The following is a 19,826-nucleotide window of genomic DNA, read 5'->3' as shown; positions in this document are numbered from 1 at the left end:
GCCGGTGCAAACATGACAACCTATCGGTCAGTCGGTTTTCCCAAATTTCCGTTTGAACAGCAGCCGATTCTCCGCACCCCAGGCAATCATGGCATCTATGATCGGCAGCAGCGACCGCCCCAGCCCGGTGATGGCATATTCCGAACGCGGCGGAAGTTCCGCGAAGATGGTTTTCGCAACCAGACCGTCTTCCGCCAGTTCTTTGAGTTGGAGATCCAACACGCGGGGCGCCGCTTCCGGCAGCGCTTTATGCAGTTCGCTGGGGCGCATCGGTCCGTGCCGCAGTTCATCGAGGATGCACGACTTCCATTTTGAATTGATCAGACTCATGGTCAGCCGCAGAGGACAACTCAGGTCGACGGGTATTTTTCTTTCGTACATAGCCGTTCAATCGGGTTACGACACAAAAATAATGATATTCCTCCATACGGGAAGTATACCGATAATTTTTTCAGTATCCGAATCATTTTTCGGTACTTGCACCGGTCGGCGGCACCCGTTAACTTTGCAGCCATAAAACTCCAAAAAACACAATCTCCATGCGCAATCCGATCCAGGAATACGAGGCTGTCGAGGCGGCCGCCATGAAATTTGTCAGAAGCGTGGCCGAGGGCGACAGCAGCCATGCACGCGAACTCTTCACCGACGATGCCGTGCTGTTCGGCTTTCTCGACGGAGCGTTGGAACGCGGCTCCATCGAACAATTCTACCGCAACGTCGACAGCGTCAGCGGCGGCGAGGAGTTCAAGGCCCGCATCGACGTTGTGGCCGTCGAGGAGACGCTCGCCGTCGTCCGCGTGCTCGAAGAGGGCTGGGGAGGCCGCATCGACTTCACCGACTATCTCCTGCTGCTGAAAATTGACGGCGAATGGAAGTGTGTGGCGAAAGCCTACAACCAAAATTCCGACACCGTCCGGAAATAGAAGCCCGCCCGCGGCCGAACCGAAAAGCCCGCCTTTCCAGGCGGGCTTTTTCAGTCGACCGAACCGCCGGTCACCTGATATTGCGCCGGTTGAGCTCGGCGCTGTAAGCACGGGCGTTCCTCATATGCTCGTCGAACGTGCGGGCGAAATTGTGGTAACCGTCGAACTCGGGCCGGGCGCAGAAGAAGATGAAATCGTGCTTCTCGAAATTGAGCACGGCGTCGATGGCGTTCTTGCCGGGCATGCAGATGGGCGACGGCGGGAGGCCCCTATTAATATAGGTATTGTAAGGCGAGGGGAATCGGAGGTGCTTGTAGAGGATACGCCGGAGGGTGAAATCCTGCATGGCGTACTTGACGGTAGGATCGGCCTGGAGCGGAATCCCGCGGTTGAGCCGGTTGACGTAGACCCCGGCGACGCGGGGCATTTCGTCGGACTGCCGGGTCTCCTCGTAGACGATGGAAGCCAAGGTCAAGACCTCCAGCCTGCTCAGCCCGCTGCGCCTGCGCAGCGAATCGCGCCGGGGTGTCCAAAAGCGCTCGTACTCCCGCTTCATACCGCGCACGAACTCTTCGGGCGAGACGGTCCAATAGAACTCGTAGGAATCGGGGATGAACATGGAAAAGAACGTGACGCTGTCGAAACCGACCTTGGCGGCCTGCTCGGGAGAAGTGAAAACCTGCATCAAGGCGGCGGAATCGGCGTCGAGCTGACGGGAGAGCTTCTGAGCCAGCTGGGCGGGAGTGCGCACGTTGTTGATGGTGACCCGGACGGGAGTTTCCAACCCGAGCTTGAGCATGCGGGCGATACGGATGACGTTCATACCGCGGCTGAGGACGTAATGACCCGGCTTGAAGCTGTCGGCCAAACCGATTCGGCGGGCGTAGAACCTGAACGCGGCGCGGTGCCTGATACGGGGCATCAGCGAATCGTCAAGCTGCCCGTAATCGGCCTGCGCACTGACGAAGAGCTCGCTTTCGGCGCGCACGGCATTGCCCTTGAACTGGAAGAAGACGACCGCCCCAGCGAGCAGAACCGCCGCGCCGCAAGCCGCCAGGATGAAAAAGATTTTTTTACGCATTGTCCGCGGATTTTTTGCAAAGATATAAAATTTTCCTACTTTTGCGGTCGGGTGAGTCTTATACGACCAGCTCCTGCAGAATCCCCCAGGCGAGGAATCGAGCAAGGGTATGCGGTCGCAGCGGTGCGATATAAGTAGCTCACCCTTTTTTCATGCCCATACGCAAAGGCGGAATTCCCTCGGGAATTCCGCCTTTGACGCTATAAGGAAGCGGGCTAAAATACGACCTTGGCCCCTGCGGTGAAATTGACGCGGTACTCGGGATACCAAGGATATTCGTAGAGCTTGCGGTCGAGCAAATTACGGCCCTCGACGAAAACGGCGACGCGGCCCGAAATCTTCCACTCGAAATCGGCCCCGAGGTCGACGGCGAACGGCACGACGTAACGCCCGGCCGAATGTTCGCCGTTGCGGGAAATGAACATGGTCCACAGCCGTTTGCTCTCGGCGAGGGCTCGGATTCCGAAAGCGATCTTCCGCCCCTGGTACCTCACGGCTCCGTCGGCCCGGAACTGCGGCTCGCCGTTGCCGAGCCCGATGCGCCGGCCGTCGAACCGCAAAGGCTCGTCGTTATAGATGAACCCGTGCACGCCGAGGTCGATGCGCAGCTGACTGACGGGCCGATAGATGATTTCGCCGTGCAGCGAAGAGACGGTCTGCCGCGACTGGACGGGCATCAAAGCCCCCGAAAAGCCCTCTTTCTGACGGTCGGCGGCCAACTCGCCGTACCAATAAACATGGTGGTCGCGGATGGAAAAGCCGACATAGACGCGGTAATCGAAGCGGTTGCGCCAAAGCGTACCGCCCAAACCGAGCCGCGCGTTGTAGTCGACCGAACTTTTGTCGAGCCAAAGCCCCCGCCCGTCGTCGGTCTGCACCCCGCCTGCGACGTAGGGGTTCTGCCGCGTGAGCGAACGGAAACTGTTCTCGCGAACCTTGCCGTCGGCCTCGACAAAAGGCTTGAACTCGCGGGCCCCGAGGGTGAAATGGACGCGTGCGAAAGGCAGGATATAGTTCTGATTCTCCGCCCCTTTCTTGTTGTCGTGGTAGTAATCGGCGCCGACCTCCAGCCGCAGCACCTCGCCGTCGTGGCCGTAACGCACCCCGGCCTGAATCTGCTGCTGCCGCTCGCCTTTCAGATTCTTGCGCCCGTCGAAACGGTCGTACCCGGCCGTGAGCGAAAACCAATGCTTGCCGAACGCCCGGGCCAAACGCCCCGAAGCCCCGAGATGATTCTGGCTGGCCCGCCGGGCGACGTCCGAATGGTCGAAGAAGATACCCCCTGCGAGCGCGACCTCGAAATTGAACCGGCTCAAATCGATAAAATCGTCGCCGATACGCAGCTTGAGGTCGGCATCGCCGTAATCGACGACCGCCCCGGCCGACGGCAGGTCCGTGAAAGCCACGCCGACGGGGATGTGACGGCCATAGCGATGGAACAAACGATTTTCATAGGAGAGCTCGCCCTCGAAAACATGCTTGCCGACATAATACCCTGCGGCAGCACCGACACGGTTGGTCATGCGGATGGAATTCCAGACCGAACCGAAATCGTTGCGGATGTTGGCATAACGCCCCGCGTGGTTGAGGTAACCCAACGCGTAACCGGTATCGTGGTTCTGCGACGAAACGTAGAAATCGAGCTCGGAATTGAGCGGGTACCCCGCCCCGGCCTTGAGGTAGCACCTCCGCGGACGGTTGAACTCCCAATAAGTGACCGAAGCGGGGCGGATGGGCCGCGTGCGGAACGAAGTCTCGATGGACAGCGGCGCGATGGAATAGTCGATGTCGGGATACATGAGCACCGTATCGGTCATGTCGGGCTGGACCGGGAGCTTGACGGCGCTCTGCAACCCGGGCACGTAAGTCTTGGTCACCTCGACCACCTTTTCGACCTGCGCCGAAGCAGTCCCGAGCGAAGCCGCGATGCAGGCGGCGGCTATGAAGCATTTTTTCATGGTCAGTTCATTTTTTGAATCCGGGCCCTGGCTTCGGCCACCACGCCGTCGTCGGCAGGCGAATAACCGTCGGCCACGCTCTGCCAGGTAGCGCGGGCCTGGAAGTCGTCGCCGCGCCGGGCGTAGACGTCGCCCAACAGGATATAAGCCTTGGCGAGCCAGTAAGCCTGCGGCTCACGCTCGGAAAAGGCGAAAATCTCCTTCTCGGCCCGGTCCATGTCGCCTGCGGCGAAGGTATCCTCGATCAGATAATAAGCCGCGGCCGACCCCTCGCGGGTCTGAACGTCGGCAGAAAGCGTCTTGTAGAGCTTCGCCGCCTCGTCGCGCCGCTTGTCGGTCCGCAACTGCTCGGCCCACGCGAAACGCGCTTCGCGCAAGGCCACGGCTCCGGCATCGGAACGGGCGCAGACGTCGGCCGCCATGTCGGCGATTTTGGCGGGATCGCCGAGAGCGACCGTAGCCCGGACGTAACCGGTCATGGCTTTCTGTCGGTCGGCGGCCGTGGGCGCGACGTCGTAGAGCTTGCGATAGGCCGTGGCGGCCTTGTCGTACTGACGGTCGGCCCAAGTCATCTCGGAAAGGCGCTCCAAAACGGTGACGCTATACTTGTTGGTACCCAGAGCGGCCAACTCCGAAAGGGAACTTATGGCCTCCTTGCGCTGACCGAGCCGGAGGTAACAATCGCTCAGATAATAAAGGGCATCGGCCCGGTAACTGCCCTTGGGATAACTGCGCACATAACTGCGCAGCGAACGGGCGGCGACCTCGTGGCGGTTGGTCAGATAGAGCTTCTGCGCGGCGGCGAACGAAAGCGAATCGCGCGAAATGGAAGTCACGTCGCTCTCCATACCCGCCTCGGCGGCATACTTGAAATAACCGTCGACATCGCCCTCGGAAACGTAAATCTCGCGGATACCCCGCAGAGCTTCGCGGGCCTCGGGAGAATGGGGCGCCGACGTGACGACCAACTCGTAGAAGTGCAGCGACTTCTTACGGTCGCCCAGATTGAGGTAAGCGAGCCCGAGGTCGGAACAAGCCTGCACGCGATGGGGCGAAGCGGGATAATCGGCGAGGAACTTTTCGAGCTGCCGGGCCCCCTCGGCGTAACGCTCCATGACGATGTAGGAACGGCCCAACTCGCAGGAAGCGGCATCGGCATACTCGCCCGTTCGGGCGTCGGCAATCTGCCGGAGCGCCCGGAGCTTCTGGTCCGTGAGCCCCTGCAAACCGAACGTAATGGCGCGCTTGTAGGCGGCATAATGCTTCTCGGGCGCGGTATTGATGGCGATGGCCTTTTCGTACTCCTCGACCGCAGCCTCGAACAGCCGCTCGGCATAACAAATATCGCCCTGGCGGTTGTGGGCATCGGCCCGGTAACGGTCCCGGGCCTTATGGAAACGGAGGAACTTGGCGAACGCCTCGCCAGCGGACGAGAGCTGCCCGCGCGAAAAAGCGCAGTAACCGAGGTTGTACCACGCGAAAGCATACTCCCGGCCGGACTGCGGAGCGCGCTTGAGATAGGCGTTGTACTTGGCGGCGGCTACCGCCTTGTCGCCCCGGGCAAAGGCGATTTCACCCTGCCAGAAGTTGTTGAGCGCGGTATATTTGGAACTGACACCCACGGCCGCCGACTCCTCGAGACAACGCTGTGCCTCGGTCAGATTCCCGTCGGCGTAAGCCTTCAGCCCACGGAAGTAAGCGATTTTCTGCAAGGCGGTCCGCACCTCGGAATCGCCCGCAGGCGAAGCCTTGATGGCATTGTAAGCCGCATCGTAATCGCGCGAATTGTAATAGGCGGCTATCAGCAGCGTCCGCGCTTCGTTGGCACGGGCCGACGAGGGATGCCGCTCGACATATTTGGTGAGCATGTTGATGGCGCCGTTGAAAGCCCCGCCGCCCAACTCGTACTGCAACTTGGCGTAATTGAACAAGGCGTCCTCGGCGATGACGGCGTTGAACCGCTCGTCGTTGGCCATGGCGAACGACTGCATGGCACTCTGCTTGTCGCCGGCCCGCAGATAACAGTCGGCCAGATGGTACGACGCATTCTGCGTGAGCGCGTCCTCGGGGCCGCACGCCTTGCGCAACCACTCAGCGGCCTCGGGATAACGGGTGGTACGGTAGAGCGAGAAACCCATGAGATAATTGGCTTCGCGGTCGAACTCGCCGCCCGACTGACGGAGCAATTCGAGGTGCGCGATGGCCTGCGAATAATCTTCGAGCCGGAACCACGACTCGGCGATGATGCGCTCCAACTCCGCCCGCCGCTCGGGCACGGAACGCCGGGCCAACTCCTCGCCCCGCCCGACGACATACTGGTAATTCCCCTCGCGGAACTCGATCTGAAGCAGGTAATAAGGAATCAGCTCGCGGTAGGCATCGCTCTGCTCCAACTGCAAAAAGCCCTTCTTGGCACGTCCCGAACGCTCGCAGGCGTAGTCGATATAAGCCTTGTAATAAAGCGCGTGGTCGAAGTACCGGCTGCGCGGACCGATGCGGTCGAAATGACCGTAAGCCAAATCGTAATTGCCGTCGGCGAACTCGACGCACCCCATGCGGATGTCGAACTGCTCGCGCCGCGAAGCGCTCAGCGCCTTGTAATCGGTCTTGCGGAAAACCTCGCGGGCCAAGAGGGTTTCGCCCTTGGCGCAATAGAACGACCCGAGCGCAAAGTGGACGTTGTTGTTGAAGACGGAACGGGGATACTCGGCCGCAAAGCGCATCAAAGCCCCCTCGGCATCGTCGCTGCCCAACTCGACGGCGCAGGCGGCCAGGAAGAAGTCGATCTCCTCGGCATCGCCCCGCTGCCCGGGACGCAACGCGTCGCGCGCAGCCAAATATTCGTGCCGCGCCTCGCTCCACCGCCCCAGATCGAACAACTCGTGCCCGCGGACGATGAACTCGCGCGGAGAACCGGGTGCGGCCGCGGCGCCGGAGAAACCGCACGCCGAAAAAGCCAGCAGCAAAAGAAATTTTCGCATAGGAACCGTAACCAAATGAGCCGCCCGTGCGGTGCGGGCATCCGGGTCCGCAGGGGCAAAAGCCGCCGCGACCGGAAACCGCCCGCCGAAGCAGCAGTTAACCGGGTACAAAGATAAATATTTTACCTGTTTGTCCGGCCTTCCGGGAACGGAATTTGCCCGGTGCAGGGAAACGCACCACTAAAACACGAAAGAAAATGATTGAAAAAGTAACGGTACGACTGACCGAAGAAGGGAAATTCCGGGCCATCGACGGGCCGCAATGCGACGAGATGAACCCCAAGGAACTGCTGCTCCATGCGGCGGCGCAATGCTCGGGCCGCACGGCGATGCACCTGATGCAAAAGATGCACATGAAACCCAAGGGACTGGAAATAAGCTACTCGGGCGACCTGAACACCGACGAAGTGCTGCCCGAAAGTATGTTCCGCTCGTTCCATGTAGTCTACAACGTCGAATGCGCCACGGGCGACGACCAGGAAAAAGCGAGCCGGGCCATTGCGCTCACGCACGACAAATACTGCGGACTGACGCAGATGCTGCGCCGCATAGCCCCCGTATCGCACGAAACGGCCATCGTGAGCACCGAACCGGAACCGGCAAGATAACCCCGGCCCGACGGCCTCACGGGACAGCGACGCTATTCGGCCGCGGTGATGCGCCGATAATCGGAAATGGCGAGGGCGTAATTGTAACGCGCCGTGAGGTCGTTGGTATAGAGCTGAATCCAGCTGAGCTGCGCCTGCAGGACGTCGAGAATCGTAACCAGCCCCTCGCGGTAGGAATAGGTGCTGATTTCGAGATTCTCGGCGGCGATGCGCAGGCTCCGTTCCGACGCATCGACCTGCGCACGGCTCTGGACGATGGCCGTCCACCCGTTCATCTCCTCGCGCTCGATGTCGTCGCGAATCTGCGCAGCGTTCCACTCGCTTTCGAGCTGTCGGGCCCGCGCGGCACCCATGGCCCTGCGCCGCTCGCCGCCATGGAAGATCGGCACCGAAAGATTGACGAAAACCGAACCGTCGACCACGGTAGCGCCGGTGCGGTTGGGCGTATAAGGCTTCCACGAACCGCCCAACCCGACGTTTATCTGCGGATTGAAAGGCGCCCGTGCGACCCGCACCCCGGCCTCGGCCTGCGCCGCCCTGAACGCGGCGGCGGCATAATCGGGCCGCAGCGAAAGCGCCTCGCCGAAAGGCACCCGCTGCGGAAGCGGAAGCGAATCGCGGATGCTGTCGGCCAACCGCACGCTGTCGGCCGCAGCGGCACCCCGCAAAATATTGAAATTATGCAGCGCCACCTCGGCGCGCTGCTCGGCCGTGACCAACTGATAACGGGCTTCGCTCAACCGGGCATCGGTCATCAGCACATCGCCCTTGGCGATATATCCCTCCTTGAAACGCCAGTCGACAACCTCCTTGAGCGAGACGATCAGCGCAACATACTGCCGCATGGCAGCGGCGTAGAGATTGAGCGCCGAGAGGTTCCAATAAGCATAATCGGCCGCATAGAGCACCTGCAGCCGCGAAAACTCCTCGTCGCAGAGCGCCGCATCGTAACCCGCCGCGGCATAGTCGACCCCGGCCCTGACCGAACCGCCGCCGTAGACGGTCTGCACCAACTGCGGCAAAAGACTGAACGTCCAATGTTCCACGCCGTCGTAATGGTGTACGTTGGCGGAGAAACTCCCCTCCATGGCCAGCCGCGGCAGATAACCCGTGCGCGCCTGCCCGAGCGTCTGAACGGCCGCTTCGCTCCGGGCCGCGGCGGCCTTGAGCTGCCAGCTATAATCGACAACGGTCTGCCGATAATCGTCGAGCGGAGTTTGGGCAGCGAGGGGCGACGAAAGGCATGCCCCGAAAAGGAAAAGCAAACGTTTCATGACTGGCGAATGTTGTAGAACACGGCATAGACGACGGGCAGCACGCAGACGGTCAGAAGCGTAGCCACGAAAAGCCCGCCCATGATGGTGGCGGCCATGGCGCCGAACATGGAATCGAACAGCAAGGGCAGCATGCCCAGAATGGTGGTGCCCGAAGCCATGGCGACCGGAACGATACGGCTGCGGGCGGCCGATACGACCGCGTCGTAAGGCGTGGCCCCGCCGCTTCGCAGCACGCCGATCTGCTCGACGAGGACCACGGCGTTCTTGATATTCATACCCACGAGCCCGAGCAGGCCGAGCAACGAAAAGAAGTTGAAGACCTTGCCCGAAACAGCCAGCCCGAGCACGACCCCGATGAAGATAAGGGGAATCATCAACAGGATGACCGCCGGCTCACGGTAATTGCGGAACAACAGCAGCAACACGATGAGAATCAGCACCAAAGTCAAGGGCATGTACCGGGCCAACGCTTCGTTGGACTCCTGCTGGCTCTCCTGCTCGCCGAAAACTTTCATCGAATAACCCTCGGGCAGCACCACCTGCCGGGCGACGGAATCGCGCAGGGCGGCGAACAGCCGCATGGTATTGACCCCGCGTCCGGGGTCGCACTGCGCTTTCATGACGCGCTGGCGGTCGAAGCGTCTGATGACCCCCTGGCGGAACCCGAAACGGAAATCCTCGACGGCCTGCCCGAGCGAAAAGACGCGCCCGGAGGGGTTGAAAATGGGCAGGGCCTGCAAGTTGGTGAGGTTGTAGGCACCGATGTTCTCGTCCTTGAGCAGGATGGGCATGAACAGGTCGCCCTCGCGGTACTCGCCGAGCGTATAACCCTGGGTGGCGATGGTGATTCCCTGCGCCATTTGGCTGCGGCCGATGCCGATGCGCTGCCCCTTCATCTGCGAATAGACGGGCATCCAGGCAGGCTGGCGGTTGCCCCAACTGTTGCGGATACGCACGGCTCCCGGCGTATGCCACATGATTCGCTCGGCCTCGGCGGTCAGACGGCAGAGCGTGTCGATGTCGTTGCCGATGAACCCGAACTCGATGGCGGCATCGGGCACGGGCGAGAGCTTGAAGAGCGACGACCGGAGCCAGACATCGGGAAACTCCGCCGAGACATAAGCGTCGAAACGCTCCTCGACGGCGGCCGTCTGCTTCTTGTCGTGCAGCTCCACGAGGATATTGCCGAAGTTGGGACGGAGCGAAACGGCGCTGCTGGCGAGATAGTAGCGCGGCGGAGTGGAACCCATGGTCATCGAGACGTTCTTCACCTCGGGCTGCTCGCGGAGCCACCGCTCCATCCGCAGCAGGCTGCGCTCGGTCTCGCGGATGCCGAACCCCTCGGGCAGCAAGACGTCGGCCCGGAAATAAGGCTTGTCGAGCGCGGGGAAGAAGTTCTGCGGCATAAGCCCCATGACCACGAGCGACACGACGAAAAAAGCGACCACCCCGACGATGACGCCCCACCGCCAGCGCAGCAGCCGCCCCAGCAGCCGGTCGAACGCCCGGTAAAAACGGCTGTCGTAGGGATTGCCCTCGCGGGGCTTGACCCGCAGCATGAAATTGCCGAACAGCGGGGTTTGCGTCAACGCGAGCACCCAGCTGAGCAACAGCGACAAAGCCAGCACGACGAAAAGCGGCTTGACGATTTCGGCGACGGACGACGGAGCGAGGTAGAGGGGCAGGAACGAGAAGATGGCAATCAAGGTAGCCCCCAGCAAACTCCAGCGGGGAGCGATGGCGGCGTCGATCATGGCGCGGCTGCGCTCGACACCCCGAAGCATCGCCTGCTGGGCGTTGTCGGTGACGACGATGGCGTTGTCGACCAACATGCCCATGGCGATGATGAACCCAGCCAGCGAAGTACGGTTGAGCCCCTCGCCGAGAAACTGCATCAGAAGCAGCGTTCCGCCGATGGAAAAGAGCAGCGAACTGCCGATCAGCACCCCGGCGCGGAACCCCATGACGAGCATGATGATGGCGATGACGATGGCGACCGATTCGGCCAGATTGATAAGAAACGTCGTATTGGCCTCACGGGCGATGCGGTTCTCGGGATAGAGAACGGTGAGCTCCATACCCACGGGCATCCGGGCCGTCTCGGCGTCGAGGACGCGGCCGATGCGGTCGCCGGTCTTCACGACATCGGCCTGCGCATCGGTCGAAATGCCGATGCCGATGGCCCGGCGGCCGTTGACGCGCATGAGGGTCTGCGGCGGCTCGGCGTAGCCCCGCTCCACGCGCGCGACGTCGCCCAACCGATACTGCTTGCCCGAAGAAGAAATCAGGAGCTGGTCGGCGATGTCGTCGAGACTGCGGTAGGAACCCTCCTCGATGATGCGGATTTCGAGCGCGCCGGCCTGCTTCTCGCCGCTGCCGATCACGGCGTTCTGCTGGCGGATGGTAGAAACGATGGTCTCGGGCCGGATGGAGAAATTGGCCAACGACGCCAATCCGACATAGACGTTGACGACAGGCTTCTGCTCGCCGAACAGAGCGACTTTCTGCACGCCGTCGACGGTGACGAGCAAGGTTTTGAGCCGCTGCGCCTGCTCGCGCAGCTCGCTCCACGTGAACCCCTCGTCGACCGAGAGGGCGTAATAAATGCCGTAGACATCGCCGAAATCGTCGGCCACGGTGATGGGCGAAGCCCCGGCGGGCAGACGCGGCTGGACGTTGAGCACCTTGCGGCGCAGCTCGTCCCAAAGCTGCGGAATCTCGCGCGCGGAAGTGGCGGGATCGAGCTCGACGAGAATCTTCGAGAGCCCGTAATAGGATTCGGAAGTGACCTTGTGGACGCGGCGCATCGACTGCACCTCGCGCTCGATGGGCTCGGTGATGAGCGATTCGACCTCCAGCGGGTCGGCTCCGGGATAGGAGCAGACGAGCGACGCGCTTTTGATGACGAAAACCGAATCCTCCTTCTTGCCCAACGTGAAGAACCCGGCGACACCGCCCGCCAACAGCACAAGCAGAAAGAACCAGACGACTTTCGGATAACGCAGCGAATATTCGGGGAGGGTCATGGCCGTATCATTTCAGAATCCGCACCTCGTCGCCGGCATGCAGCTGATACACCCCAGCCGTGACGACCGTTTCGCCCGGAACCACCCCGCTGTCGATGACGACGCGGTCGCTGCCGAACAACTCGCCGAGCGTGACCGTCCGTCGCTCGACCCGGCTGTCGGGCCCGACGACCCACACGTAAGTGCCGCCCTCGGTAGGGGCATAGATGGCCGACAGGGGAACCGACACGGCGTCGGGCACGGGGTCGGCCGAAAACATGGTGACGGTGCACGACATGCCGGGCGAAATGTCGTAACGGAGCGTATCGGTCCCGCTCAACGTGAGCGAAACGGGAAAACCCGACGCATCGGACGAAGTGCGGGCGTAATCCTTGAGCCGGGCGGCGAAACGGATGCCGCGGAAGTTGTCGAACACGACCTCGAAACGGGTCGAGGAATCGGCCAGCGCGGCGAGCCCGCGCTCGGGCATGGTGAACTTGACGGTGGTGGTATGCGGATCGACCAACCGGAGAATGGCCTGCCCAGCCTGCACCCGCTCGTAATTGTCGACGTAAGTGTCCTCGATGACGCCCGCGAAAGGAGCCTTGAGCTTGGTATCCTTGAGCAGGTCGAGCGCATTGTTGTAAGCCGCCCGGGCCTGCGCGAAACGGGTGCGGGCCGCCTCGGCATCCTGCCGCGAAACGGCCTCGTGGGCCAGCAGCCGCTCCATGCGCTGCTGCTGCGAACGGGCCTCCTCGAACGCGGAACGGGTGGCCGACACCTGCAACTCGACGTCGCGGGGGTCGAGCTCGGCCAACAAAGTACCCCGCCGCACCCGCTCGCCCTGCGCCACGGGCAACTCCGTGAGCTGGCCCGAGAGCTTGAAAGCGAGGGTCACGGCATCGTCGGGCGTGGCCATCCCTGCGAAATCCTTACGCAGAAACCCGGCGCCGGAAGCCTCGGCGACCTTGACCGGACGCACGGCCGCGGCGGGAACGGCCGACCGACGGCCGCACCCGGCCGAAACCAACAAGAGAAACAAAACGGGGAAAATACGCATACGAAAAAAGCTGACTTCCCCTGCGGAAGTCAACTTTCATACCACACGCACCCGGCGGCCCCTACGGACGAATATCCCGACAATTCATTTTAGCCGAGATGGTTCCGTCGTCGAGGACGACCAACCCGTTGCTGGCCCGAAGCATGGTTTTCATGGTCGAAGCGTCGATGTTGTAACAGCGCACCTGCTGCCCGCCGAACGCATGCCACTTCCGGCCGTAAAGCGGATCGGGTGTCAGGCAGACGACCTGTGCCCCCTCGACGGCAGCAGCGGCGGCCAGCGCCTCCATGCGCCGTGCGCAACGCCGCGAAAGGCGGTCGAAGCGCGTGACGCACAACATATAAAGCCGCCCGGGCGTGGAAAGCACCTGCTCCGTGGCATCGCCGTCGGCATCGTGCAAGGCGAACTCGCCGATAATCAGCCGCACGGAAGAGAAGCCGCCCGAAGTACGGGTGTCGACCCACTCCCACTCGTCGCCGTTCTGCCACTCGGTATCGTCGAGCGAAAACTCGCGCACCTTGCCCGAACGGAGGTTGCGATAGACGAGTACGGTCTCCGCCGCATCGGTCTCGGCCTCGGCGGCCTGCATCGCTTCGCGGATATTGACCCCGACCTTGTAGGGCAAAAAGTCGATGAGCGGCAGATGCCGATAACAATAATAGCCCAAATACATGGACATGATGAAGAACGAACATGTCAACGCGATCTCGACGGCGTTGAATGCGAAAACCTTGTCGGGCCTGTAACGCCACCAGACGACCAGCGCCAAAGGCAGGAGAAGCAGATTCTTGAAGAAAGTCTGCCACGGCGTGAGCTTGACGGCCTCGCCGAAACACCCGCAATCCTCGACGGGAATGAGCGTCGCGCTGAGCAGGGTGAGCACGGTGAAGAACGACATCGACAACAAGGCGAAAATCGAAATCAGCCGGATGCGCACCTTGAAAAGCAACATGCAGCCCATCATCAGCTCGGCGCCGCACAACCAGATGGAAAAGGCCATGCTGGCCCCCTGCAGCTGCTCCAACCCGTAGATGGATAGATACTCGTTGACTTTGAGCGAAGTACCCCACGGGTCGATCACCTTGGTGAAACCCGAGAAGATGAAAGTGCAAGCCAGCACCAGCCGGCACACATGGGCGAACAACTTGAAAATCCGGTTACTTCGCATCGGCGTGGAGCAGAGGGTTCAACAAATCGCATATCCGGGCGAAAATCGTCTCGGGCGCGGCCATGCCGCCGCACGCATCGCTGCAATCGACGACCTGCAAGGCGGGGTCGGAAGCGGCGACGTCGAGATAGACCTCGCGGACGCTGCGCTGCAAGGCGAGCGACGCCTCGTGGATGTCGTCGGCACCCTGCAAATAACTGCGGTCGTCGCCCTCGCGCACGGCGGTGAGCTTGCGCTCGGTAAAGGCGAACGGAACGTCGAGAAAGAGCGACAAATCGGGGCGCGGCAAGGCATTGCGCCCGAACTCAAGGTCGAGAATCCACCGGGCCAGCCGACGGCGCCCGTCGCCCTGAGGCAGCTTGGCGCACTGGTACCCCACGTTCGAGAAGACGTAACGGTCGAGAATAACGGCCTTGCCCGCGGCGATCCACTCCCGAATCTGCGGCGCGGCGTCGGCCCGGTCGCCTGCGAAGAGCAGCGCCACCAGATAAGGATCGACCTGCCCGGCGCTGCCGAACTCGCCCCGCAGAAAACGGGCTATCAGCTCGCCGTAGACGGGCGCGTCGAAACGCGGGAAATGGATATAGGCGCTTTCGACGCCCTGCCGTGCGAAAAAGTCGCGCAAAAGAGCTATCTGCGTCGACTTGCCGGCGCCGTCCAGACCTTCGAGAACGATAAACATGGGGGATTCTTCCTTTATTATATATAAGGTATATCGGGTCAGCGCAGCATCCGCACGGCGCGCCGCACCCCGTCGGCCAAGGCATCGACTTCGGCGAGAGTGTTGTAGAGGGCCAACGACGCGCGGCACATGCCGGTGACGCCGAAATGGTCCATGACGGGCTCGGCGCAATGCTGGCCCGTGCGCACGGCGATGCCGAGCTTGTCGAGGATCATCCCCATGTCGTAGGGATGCACCCCCTCGACGTTGAACGAGACGATGGCGCATTTGCCGGGCGCGCTGCCGTAGATACGCAGGCCGTCGATTTCGCGCAGGCGCGCTTCGGCGTGTCGCAGCAAGGCGCTTTCGTGGGCTTCGATTTCGGCCGGGTCGAACCGCTGCATGAACGCCACGGCCTCGCCCAACCCGATGGCGCCGATGAAATTGGCCGTGCCGGCCTCGAACTTGAGCGGCACGGGAGCGAACGTGGTGCGGGCGAAAGTCACCCGGTCGACCATGTCGCCGCCCCCCATGAACGGGGGCATGGATTCGAGCAGGGCCCGCTTGCCGTAGAGCACGCCGATGCCGGTAGGTCCGTAGAGCTTGTGGCCGGAAAAAGCATAGAAGTCGCAGTCCAGCGTCCGGACGTCGACCCCGCCGTGGACGGCCCCCTGGCACCCGTCGACCACGACGATAGCCCCGGCGGCGTGCGCCGCGTCGACCACGGGCCGCAGGTCGGGCCGGGTGCCCAATGTGTTGGATGCCTGCGTAACGGCGACGGCGCGGGTTCGGCTGTCGATAAGCGACGGCAGGAGGTCGGTTCTTAACGCACCCTCGTCGTCGAACGGCAGGACCCGGATTTCGGCCCCCTTGCGCTCGGCGAGCAGCTGCCACGGAACGATGTTGGAATGGTGCTCCAACTCGCTGACGACGATGTTGTCGCCCGGCCCGACGAACTTGTCGCCCCATGCGTAAGCCACGGTATTGAGCGACGCGGTGGCACCCGAAGTGAAGATGATCTCCTCCTTCTCGGCGGCACCGAGCCACCCTGCAATGCGGGCGCGGGCACCCTCGTAGAACTCGGTCATCTCCTCCGAAAGGAAATGTACGCCGCGGTGGATGTTGGCGTTCTGTTCCCGCATGAGCCGGTCGACGGTGTCAAGCACCTGCAACGGCTTCTGCGCCGTCGCGCCGCTGTCCAGATAGACAAGCGGCTTGCCGTAGACCTCGCGGCCGAGCACCGGGAACTCCCGGCGTATGTCGTCGACGCTGAACATGGCTACATGGTTTCCATTTTACGGGCGACGGCCTCCATGAGCGCCTCGCCCAACTCGCCGATTCCGCAACGGCGCACGACGTCGCCTGCGAAACCCTCTATCTGCAACCGCCGCGCCTGCGCCAGGCTCAATCCGCGCTGCCGCATGTAGAGAATGGCTTCGGCATCCATTTGCCCCACCGTGGCGCCGTGCGAACACTTGACGTCGTCGGCATAGATTTCAAGCTGGGGCTTGGCATCGATGCGGGCCGTTTCGCTCAACAGGATGTTGCGGCTCTGCTGGCGGGCATCGGTCCGCTGGGCATCGGGAGCAACGTAGACCAGCCCTCGGAACTCGCCGACGGCATCGCCGCCTGCGATACCCTTCATGAGCGAATCGCTCGTGCAGTCCGGCACGTTGTGCGCCGTGCGCAGCTCCATGACGCAATGCTCGCTCTCGGCGGCGAGAAAAAGCCCGCCCACCCTGCTGGCGGCATGCGCACCGTCGAGGTCTATCCGATAGGAAACGTTGGCGCCGGCCAGCTGTACGGCTGTCAGGCAACACGAACTGTCGGCCGCCTGGACCGTCCGGACCTCGGCGAAAGCCTCGCCCAGAAAGACCTCGGTGACCTCCAACTGCGCCCCGCGCTCCAACAGGAAAGAGAGCGACGAAGCCAACGGCTTTTCGTGCACGACGACAAGCCGCGCCGAAACCCCGGCAGCGACCTCGACGCGCAACTTCGCGGAATCGACGGCGACGAAAGGCTGCACTGCGTCGGAATCGTCCCCGATGCGGAGCCGTTCGCTCCCGACGGACCGGAACCCGCTGAGAATATCGGTAAGGGCGGCCATTACTCCTTATACTCGTTTATCAGCCAGTCGTAACCCTCCTTTTCGAGCTTGAGGGCCAACGTCTTGTCGCCTGAGTGGATAATGCGGCCCTTATAGAGGACATGCACCACGTCGGGGACGATATAATCCAACAGCCGCTGATAATGGGTGATGACCACCGTGGCGTTCTGCGGCGTATGCAGCTTGGTGACGCCCGTAGCGACGATACGCAGGGCGTCGATGTCGAGCCCCGAATCGGTCTCGTCGAGGATGGCCAGCTTGGGGTCGAGCATGGCCATCTGGAAAATCTCGTTCTTCTTCTTCTCGCCGCCCGAGAACCCCTCGTTGACGGCGCGCGACGTGAGCTTGGCGTCCAGTTCGACCACGGCGCTTTTCTCGCGCATGAGCTTGAGGAACTCGGCGGCGGACAAAGGCTCCTGGCCGCGGAACTTGCGCTGCTCGTTGACGGCCAGCTTCATGAAATTGGCCATGGTGACGCCGGGAATCTCGACGGGATACTGGAACCCGAGGAAAAGCCCTGCCCGTGCCCGGTCCTCGATGGACATAGCCAGCAAATCCTGCCCCAAGAAAGTAGCGGAACCTTCCGTGACGGTAAACTTCTCGTTTCCGGCCAGCACCGAAGCCAGCGTCGACTTGCCCGAACCATTAGGCCCCATGATGGCATGCACCTCGCCGGCCCGGACTTCGAGGTCGATGCCCCGCAAAATCTCCTTGCCGTCGACCGACGCATGTAAATTCTTAACGCTCAACATATCTTTTTTGCCAATTTCTTACATTTCATTATCTCCCGCGGCGTCAGCCCGCCCTGCTTGCGGCAACCGCCCTTGGCCAGGGTGCCGACCACCTTGTAGCCGCTCCACTTGAGAATCTCGCGCACGGAACGGAACACACCGCCGGTCTGGCCGAACCAAACGTTGAACGGCCACACCGTATTGCAGGCAGAGACCACGACGGCCCGTTTGCCCCGGTGCAACGGCACGGGTATTCCGTTCTCCCGCTCGCCCATCATCACATAGACCACCCGGTCGAACAACACTTTCAATTCGCCCGTCATATTACCCCAATAACAAGGCGATCCGACGACGAGCGCGTCGGCATCGCGCAACAATTCGGCAACACGGTGCGCATCGTCTTCCGGGAGCACGCAGCGTCCGAGCGTGCGGCAGCGCATGCACCCCGTGCAAGGCTTTACCTGCAAGTCGTGGACGAAGAACTCCTCGGCCCGGCACTGCTCCGGCAGATGGGCCGCAACATGCCCCAGCATCTGCGACACCACGCCCCCGCGGCGCGGGCTTCCGTTCAACACGACGATTTTCATCTCCGAGTCCCGCATCATCCTACCGAACCCTCCAGACTGAGAGCCAACAATTTTTGCGCCTCGACGGCAAACTCCATGGGCAACTTGGCCAACACCTCGCGGGCATAGCCGTTGACGATAAGCCCGACGGCATCCTCGGTCGAGAGCCCGCGCTGGTTGCAATAGAACAACTGGTCGTCGGAAATCTTCGAGGTGGTGGCCTCGTGCTCGACGACCGCCGAACGGTTGCGGCAATCGATGACGGGGAACGTATGCGCCCCGCACCTGTCGCCGATGAGCAGCGAATCGCACTGCGAATAGTTGCGCGCCCCCTCGGCCCCCTTGCCCACGCGGACGAGTCCGCGATAGGAATTTTGGCTGCGACCGGCCGAAATGCCCTTGGAGACGATGCGGCTGCGGGTATTGCGCCCTATGTGAATCATCTTGGTACCGGTGTCGGCCTGCTGACGGTTGTTGGTCATAGCGACGGAGTAGAACTCGCCGACGGAATTGTCGCCCGCGAGGATGCAGCTGGGATATTTCCACGTAATGGCCGAACCGGTTTCGACCTGCGTCCACGAAAGACGCGCGTTCTCGCGGCAGATGCCGCGCTTGGTGACGAAGTTATAGATGCCCCCCCTGCCCTCGCGGTCGCCGGGATACCAGTTCTGAACGGTGGAATACTTCACCTCGGCGTTCTTCTCGACGACGATCTCCACGACGGCAGCGTGCAACTGGTTCTCGTCGCGCTGCGGCGCCGTGCAACCCTCTAAATAACTGACGTAGGCCCCCTCGTCGGCGACGATGAGCGTACGCTCGAACTGCCCGGTGCCGGCCGCATTGATACGGAAATAAGTGGAGAGCTCCATGGGACACCGCACCCCCTTGGGAATGTAGCAGAACGACCCGTCGGAGAAGACGGCGGCGTTCAATGCGGCATAGAAATTATCGGTATAGGGCACGACGCTCCCGAGGTACTTGCGCACCAGGTCGGGATAATCGCGCAGCGCCTCGGAGATCGAACAGAAGACGATGCCCATCCCGGCGAGGGTCTCCTTGAAAGTGGTCTTCACCGAAACGGAATCCATGACGGCATCGACGGCGACGCCGGCCAAGGCCATCTGCTCCTCTAAAGGGATGCCCAACTTGTCGAACGTGCGCTTCAGCTCGGGGTCGACCTCGTCCATCGACTCCAACTGCTTCTTGGGCTTGGGAGCCGCATAGTAGATAATATCCTGGAAATCTATTTGGGGTATGGTCAGGTGGGCCCACGTGGGAGGCTCGAGCGTAAGCCAATGACGGAAAGCCGCCACGCGCCGCTCGGTCATCCACTCCGGCTCGCCTTTCTTGGCGGAAATCAGGCGCACGACCTCCTCGTCGAGCCCCTTGCGGATGAGCTCGGTGTCGATCTGCGTGGTGAAGCCGTACTTGTACTCCTGCCCGCCGATATGCTCCAGCAACTCTTTTTCGTTTTCTGCCATAGCTACGGAATAACATGCAAAGGTACGAAATGAATTCGCAATTTCATAATAAGGCCGAGCAAATCTGCGGCCGGAACAACGCACGGCCGAAACGGAATTGCGCCCCGGCGACAGCCGAAAACGGAACCCCGTCCGACGATACCATATAATATATAGGTGCGGCCCTTTCGGAGCGCCGTTAAAAAGTCCCGGTTTTACGTCAAAAAATCCAATATCCGG

Annotated in this window: 16 protein-coding genes and 1 other RNA gene; 3 read left to right on the top strand and 14 right to left on the bottom strand. The window is 61.8% G+C overall.

What is annotated here, in order from left to right:
* Positions 1-27: 27 nt before the first annotated feature.
* Positions 28-381 carry a winged helix-turn-helix transcriptional regulator gene (locus QVG21_RS00705; RefSeq protein WP_287921132.1) on the bottom strand — a complete coding sequence of 118 codons (354 nt, stop codon included), beginning with the start codon at positions 379-381 and terminating at the stop codon, positions 28-30.
* A gap of 158 nt (positions 382-539) precedes the next feature.
* On the opposite strand from QVG21_RS00705, the gene QVG21_RS00700 reads away from it, so the two are divergent.
* Positions 540-923, top strand: a complete 384-nt coding sequence (locus QVG21_RS00700) for a nuclear transport factor 2 family protein (protein WP_287921130.1) — start codon at positions 540-542, stop codon at positions 921-923.
* Between the two features lie 70 nt (positions 924-993).
* On the opposite strand, the gene mltG is transcribed toward QVG21_RS00700, so the two are convergent.
* Positions 994-2,004 carry an endolytic transglycosylase MltG gene (gene mltG / locus QVG21_RS00695; RefSeq protein ID WP_287921128.1) on the bottom strand — a complete coding sequence of 337 codons (1,011 nt, stop codon included), beginning with the start codon at positions 2,002-2,004 and terminating at the stop codon, positions 994-996.
* A gap of 49 nt (positions 2,005-2,053) precedes the next feature.
* On the opposite strand from mltG, the gene ffs reads away from it, so the two are divergent.
* An RNA gene (gene ffs, locus QVG21_RS00690) (signal recognition particle sRNA small type) lies at positions 2,054-2,151 on the top strand.
* A 68-nt stretch (positions 2,152-2,219) separates the two neighbouring features.
* On the opposite strand, the gene QVG21_RS00685 is transcribed toward ffs, so the two are convergent.
* A complete protein-coding gene (locus tag QVG21_RS00685) occupies positions 2,220-3,962 on the bottom strand; it encodes a TonB-dependent receptor (protein ID WP_287921125.1) in 1,743 nt (580 codons plus the stop codon).
* Positions 3,963-3,964: 2 nt separating this feature from the next.
* On the bottom strand, positions 3,965-6,943 hold the full coding sequence (locus QVG21_RS00680) for a tetratricopeptide repeat protein (protein ID WP_287921122.1): 2,979 nt from the start codon (positions 6,941-6,943) through the stop codon (positions 3,965-3,967).
* Between the two features lie 197 nt (positions 6,944-7,140).
* Here QVG21_RS00680 and QVG21_RS00675 point away from each other — a divergent pair, with 197 nt between their 5' ends.
* Positions 7,141-7,551, top strand: coding sequence for an OsmC family protein (locus tag QVG21_RS00675; RefSeq protein WP_287921119.1), 411 nt, complete (start codon positions 7,141-7,143; stop codon positions 7,549-7,551).
* A 32-nt stretch (positions 7,552-7,583) separates the two neighbouring features.
* On the opposite strand, the gene QVG21_RS00670 is transcribed toward QVG21_RS00675, so the two are convergent.
* The 10 genes from QVG21_RS00670 to sufB form a co-directional block, all read right to left on the bottom strand.
* Positions 7,584-8,825, bottom strand: coding sequence for a TolC family protein (locus tag QVG21_RS00670; protein ID WP_287921117.1), 1,242 nt, complete (start codon positions 8,823-8,825; stop codon positions 7,584-7,586).
* Complete coding sequence (locus QVG21_RS00665) at positions 8,822-11,854, bottom strand: efflux RND transporter permease subunit (protein ID WP_287921115.1); 3,033 nt, start codon at positions 11,852-11,854, stop codon at positions 8,822-8,824. Before QVG21_RS00665 ends, QVG21_RS00670 begins: the two co-directional genes overlap by 4 nt.
* Before the next feature lie 7 nt (positions 11,855-11,861).
* A complete protein-coding gene (locus QVG21_RS00660; RefSeq protein WP_287921112.1) occupies positions 11,862-12,875 on the bottom strand; it encodes an efflux RND transporter periplasmic adaptor subunit in 1,014 nt (337 codons plus the stop codon).
* A 79-nt stretch (positions 12,876-12,954) separates the two neighbouring features.
* On the bottom strand, positions 12,955-14,061 hold the full coding sequence (locus QVG21_RS00655) for a BT_3928 family protein (RefSeq protein WP_287921109.1): 1,107 nt from the start codon (positions 14,059-14,061) through the stop codon (positions 12,955-12,957).
* Complete coding sequence (gene tmk, locus QVG21_RS00650) at positions 14,051-14,743, bottom strand: dTMP kinase (RefSeq protein WP_251214753.1); 693 nt, start codon at positions 14,741-14,743, stop codon at positions 14,051-14,053. Before tmk ends, QVG21_RS00655 begins: the two co-directional genes overlap by 11 nt.
* Before the next feature lie 38 nt (positions 14,744-14,781).
* The gene (locus tag QVG21_RS00645; protein WP_287921104.1) at positions 14,782-15,999 is read right to left on the bottom strand and encodes an aminotransferase class V-fold PLP-dependent enzyme; all 1,218 of its coding nucleotides are present in this window, start codon (positions 15,997-15,999) and stop codon (positions 14,782-14,784) included.
* A gap of 2 nt (positions 16,000-16,001) precedes the next feature.
* On the bottom strand, positions 16,002-16,829 hold the full coding sequence (locus tag QVG21_RS00640) for a SufD family Fe-S cluster assembly protein (RefSeq protein WP_287921102.1): 828 nt from the start codon (positions 16,827-16,829) through the stop codon (positions 16,002-16,004).
* Positions 16,829-17,581, bottom strand: coding sequence for a Fe-S cluster assembly ATPase SufC (gene sufC / locus QVG21_RS00635; protein WP_287921100.1), 753 nt, complete (start codon positions 17,579-17,581; stop codon positions 16,829-16,831). Before sufC ends, QVG21_RS00640 begins: the two co-directional genes overlap by 1 nt.
* Positions 17,575-18,147 carry a flavodoxin family protein gene (locus tag QVG21_RS00630; RefSeq protein ID WP_251214749.1) on the bottom strand — a complete coding sequence of 191 codons (573 nt, stop codon included), beginning with the start codon at positions 18,145-18,147 and terminating at the stop codon, positions 17,575-17,577. The genes sufC and QVG21_RS00630 overlap by 7 nt, the downstream gene beginning before the upstream one ends.
* Before the next feature lie 14 nt (positions 18,148-18,161).
* On the bottom strand, positions 18,162-19,607 hold the full coding sequence (sufB, locus tag QVG21_RS00625) for a Fe-S cluster assembly protein SufB (RefSeq protein WP_287921096.1): 1,446 nt from the start codon (positions 19,605-19,607) through the stop codon (positions 18,162-18,164).
* Positions 19,608-19,826 lie beyond the last annotated feature (219 nt).

Source organism: Alistipes sp. UBA6068 (genome assembly GCF_949428155.1).
GTDB classification, from domain to species: Bacteria; Bacteroidota; Bacteroidia; order Bacteroidales; family Rikenellaceae; genus Alistipes; species Alistipes muris.
Note: the sequence above shows the minus strand (reverse complement) of the source record. Positions and strands in the feature narration are given on the sequence as shown.